The organism is uncultured Pluralibacter sp. (assembly GCF_913775985.1).
Taxonomy (GTDB): domain Bacteria; phylum Pseudomonadota; class Gammaproteobacteria; order Enterobacterales; family Enterobacteriaceae; genus Pluralibacter.
Genome location: NZ_CAJYMB010000025.1, coordinates 1 through 3062 on the forward strand (window position 1 = coordinate 1; position 3062 = coordinate 3062).

The 3062-nt window shown below is 63.4% G+C and carries 3 protein-coding genes and 1 pseudogene; all 4 read left to right on the forward strand.

Annotated features, from left to right (window positions below; translation table 11 throughout):
* Window positions 1–548 (forward strand): annotated as a pseudogene (locus QZ766_RS03595) (urea ABC transporter permease subunit UrtB); the annotation flags it as partial.
* The gene (urtC, locus tag QZ766_RS03600; protein WP_297197374.1) at window positions 548–1621 is read left to right on the forward strand and encodes an urea ABC transporter permease subunit UrtC; all 1074 of its coding nucleotides are present in this window, start codon (window positions 548–550) and stop codon (window positions 1619–1621) included. The pseudogene QZ766_RS03595 and the gene urtC, both read left to right, overlap by 1 nt.
* Window positions 1621–2418: an urea ABC transporter ATP-binding protein UrtD gene (urtD, locus tag QZ766_RS03605; protein ID WP_297197376.1), complete on the forward strand. Its 798-nt coding sequence runs from the start codon at window positions 1621–1623 to the stop codon at window positions 2416–2418. Before urtC ends, urtD begins: the two co-directional genes overlap by 1 nt.
* 9 nt (window positions 2419–2427) lie before the next feature.
* The coding region (gene urtE, locus QZ766_RS03610) for an urea ABC transporter ATP-binding subunit UrtE (RefSeq protein WP_297197379.1) at window positions 2428–3062 on the forward strand (635 nt) is incomplete at its 3' end.

A 3062-nucleotide genomic window follows, 5' to 3' on the forward strand; every position in this document is an offset into this window, starting at 1 on the left:
TGCTGTTCGGGGCGCAAAACGTCGAGGTCGCTAACCCGGCGTGGCTCTCCGGCGGTATTCAGGCGCTGCCGAACCTGATCCTGCCCTGGAACCGCGTTGCCACCATCGTCTTTGCGCTGCTGGTGCTGTTTTTCACCTGGCTAATCCTCAATAAAACCCGCCTCGGACTCAACGTGCGGGCGGTGACCCAGAACCGGTCAATGGCCGCCTGCTGCGGGGTGCCTACCGGACGGGTGGATATGCTGGCGTTCGGCCTCGGTTCCGGTATTGCCGGACTGGGCGGCGTGGCGCTGTCGCAGCTCGGCAACGTCGGGCCGGAGCTGGGCCAGGGCTACATCATTGATTCATTTCTGGTGGTGGTGCTGGGCGGCGTCGGCCAGCTGGCGGGCAGCGTTGCCGCGGCGTTCGGCCTCGGCTTCTTCAATAAAATCCTCGAACCGCAGATGGGCGCGGTGCTGGGGAAAATCCTCATTCTGGTGCTGATCATCCTGTTTATTCAGAAGCGGCCCCAGGGATTGTTTGCGCTAAAAGGGAGGGTTATCGACTGATGAGCCAGCCACTGACTCTGACCCTGGCCCGCCGCGCGCCGCGCCCGCTGCGGATTATCGGCGGGCTGATTATTGCCGCTCTGCTGGTGATGCCGTTTCTGGCGCTGCTGCCCGCCAGCAGCCCGCTGTATGTGTCCACCTGGATGCTGACCCTGGTGGGTAAAATCCTGTGCTACGCCATTGTGGCAGTGGCGCTGGATCTGGTGTGGGGCTATGCGGGCATGCTTTCGCTGGGGCACGGGCTGTTCTTTGCTCTCGGCGGGTATGCGATGGGTATGTACCTGATGCGCCAGGCCGCCGGCGACGGGCTGCCGGCGTTTATGTCCTTCCTCTCCTGGAGCGATCTGCCGTGGTTCTGGTGGGGCACTCAGCACTTTGCCTGGGCGCTGGCCCTGGCGATGCTGGTGCCGGGCCTGCTGGCGCTGGTCTTCGGCTGGTTCGCTTTCCGCTCGAAGATCAAAGGGGTTTACTTCTCGATCATGACCCAGGCCCTGACCTACGCTGGCATGCTGCTGTTCTTTCGTAACGAAACCGGCTTCGGCGGCAACAACGGCTTTACCGGCTTTACCACGCTGCTCGGCTTTTCCGTTACCGCCACCGGCACCCGCGCGGCGCTGTTTTTAGCCACGGTGCTGCTGCTGGTGGCGACCCTGGCGCTCGGCTCTGCCCTCGCGCGCAGCAAGTTTGGCCGCATCCTTACCGCGGTGCGCGATGCGGAGAACCGCCTGATGTTCTGTGGCTACGATCCCCGCGGCTTCAAGCTGCTGGTGTGGACGCTGTCGGCGGTGCTGTGCGGTCTGGCGGGAGCGCTGTACGTTCCGCAGGTGGGAATTATTAACCCCGGCGAAATGTCGCCCACCAACTCCATTGAAGCCGCTATCTGGGTGGCGCTGGGCGGGCGCGGTACGCTGATAGGGCCGGTGCTCGGGGCCGGGCTGGTGAACGGCGCGAAAAGCCTGTTTACCGTGGCGCTGCCGGAGTACTGGCAGCTGTTTCTCGGCCTGATTTTTATCGTCGTCACCCTGTTTTTACCCCGCGGGGTGATTGGCCTGCTGCGCAGAGGAGAGAAGTGATGCATCAGGAAGAAGGACTTTTTACCCGCCAGCAGCCCACCGATCGTTTCCGCGAGCAGACCGATCCGGTGCTGCAGCTTGAGGATATTAACGTCAACTTTGATGGTTTTCAGGCGCTGACTAACCTCTCGCTGCAGATTGGCGTGGGGGAGCTGCGCTGCATTATCGGCCCTAACGGCGCGGGAAAAACCACGCTGATGGACGTCATCACCGGGAAAACCCGGCCCCAGAGCGGCCGGGCGCTGTACGACCAGTCGGTGGATCTGCTGACCCTCGATCCGGTGGCGATCGCCCGCCGGGGCATTGGGCGCAAATTTCAGAAGCCCACGGTATTTGAGGCGCTCAGCGTGGAGGAGAACCTGGATATCGCCATTAAAGCCGATAAGTCGGTGTGGGCCAGCCTGCGGGCCACCCTCAGCGGCGAACAGCGCGACAGAATCGACGAGGTGCTGCTGCTGTTGCGTCTTGAAGGCGAGCGCCGCCGCCGGGCGGGGCTGCTGTCCCACGGCCAGAAGCAGTTTCTGGAAATCGGCATGCTGCTGGTGCAGGAGCCGCATCTGCTGCTGCTCGACGAGCCGGCAGCCGGAATGACCGATGCGGAAACCGCCTGGACCGCCGAGCTGTTCCGCACGCTGTCGGGCAAACACTCGCTGATGGTGGTGGAGCACGATATGGGGTTTGTGGAAACCATTGCAGATAAGGTGACCGTACTGCACCAGGGGCAGGTGCTGGCGGAGGGTTCCCTGCGCGAGGTGCAGGCCAACGAGCAGGTGATTGACGTTTATCTCGGGCGCTGAGGAGCCATTATGTTACAGGTAGAGGAACTGCATCAGTATTACGGCGGCAGCCACATTTTGCGCGGCGTCAGTTTCGAGGTGAAGATCGGCGAGATAACCTGCCTGCTGGGGCGCAACGGCGTGGGGAAAACCACGCTGCTGAAATCCCTGATGGGGCTGGTGCCGGTGCGCAGCGGCAGCGTCAGCTGGCAGGACCGTGCTATTACCCACCGCAGGCCGCACCAGCGGGTGCAGGCGGGGATCGCCTATGTGCCCCAGGGCCGCGACATCTTCCCGCGCCTGACGGTGGAAGAGAACCTGCTGCTGGGGATGTCGCGCTTTTCCGCCCGCGAGGCGCGGGCGGTGCCGGAGGAGATTTACCAGCTGTTTCCGGTGCTGCGGGAGATGAAGCAGCGCCGGGGGGGCGACCTTTCCGGCGGACAGCAGCAGCAGCTGGCGATTGGCCGGGCGCTGGCGAGCCGCCCGCAGCTGCTGATCCTCGATGAGCCGACGGAGGGCATTCAGCCGTCGGTAATCAAAGAGATTGGTCAGGTCATCCGCCAGCTCGCCAGTCGGGGCGATATGGCGATCCTGCTGGTGGAGCAGTTTTACGATTTCGCCGCCGAGCTGGCGGATCAGGATCTGGTGATGTCCCGGGGGGCGAT

Bases quoted from the DNA above. Each gene is read 5' to 3' on its own strand.
- urtD (WP_297197376.1), top strand. From the start codon at position 1,621: ATGCATCAGGAAGAAGGACTTTTTACCCGCCAGCAGCCCACCGATCGT.
- urtC (WP_297197374.1), top strand. From the start codon at position 548: ATGAGCCAGCCACTGACTCTGACCCTGGCCCGCCGCGCGCCGCGCCCG.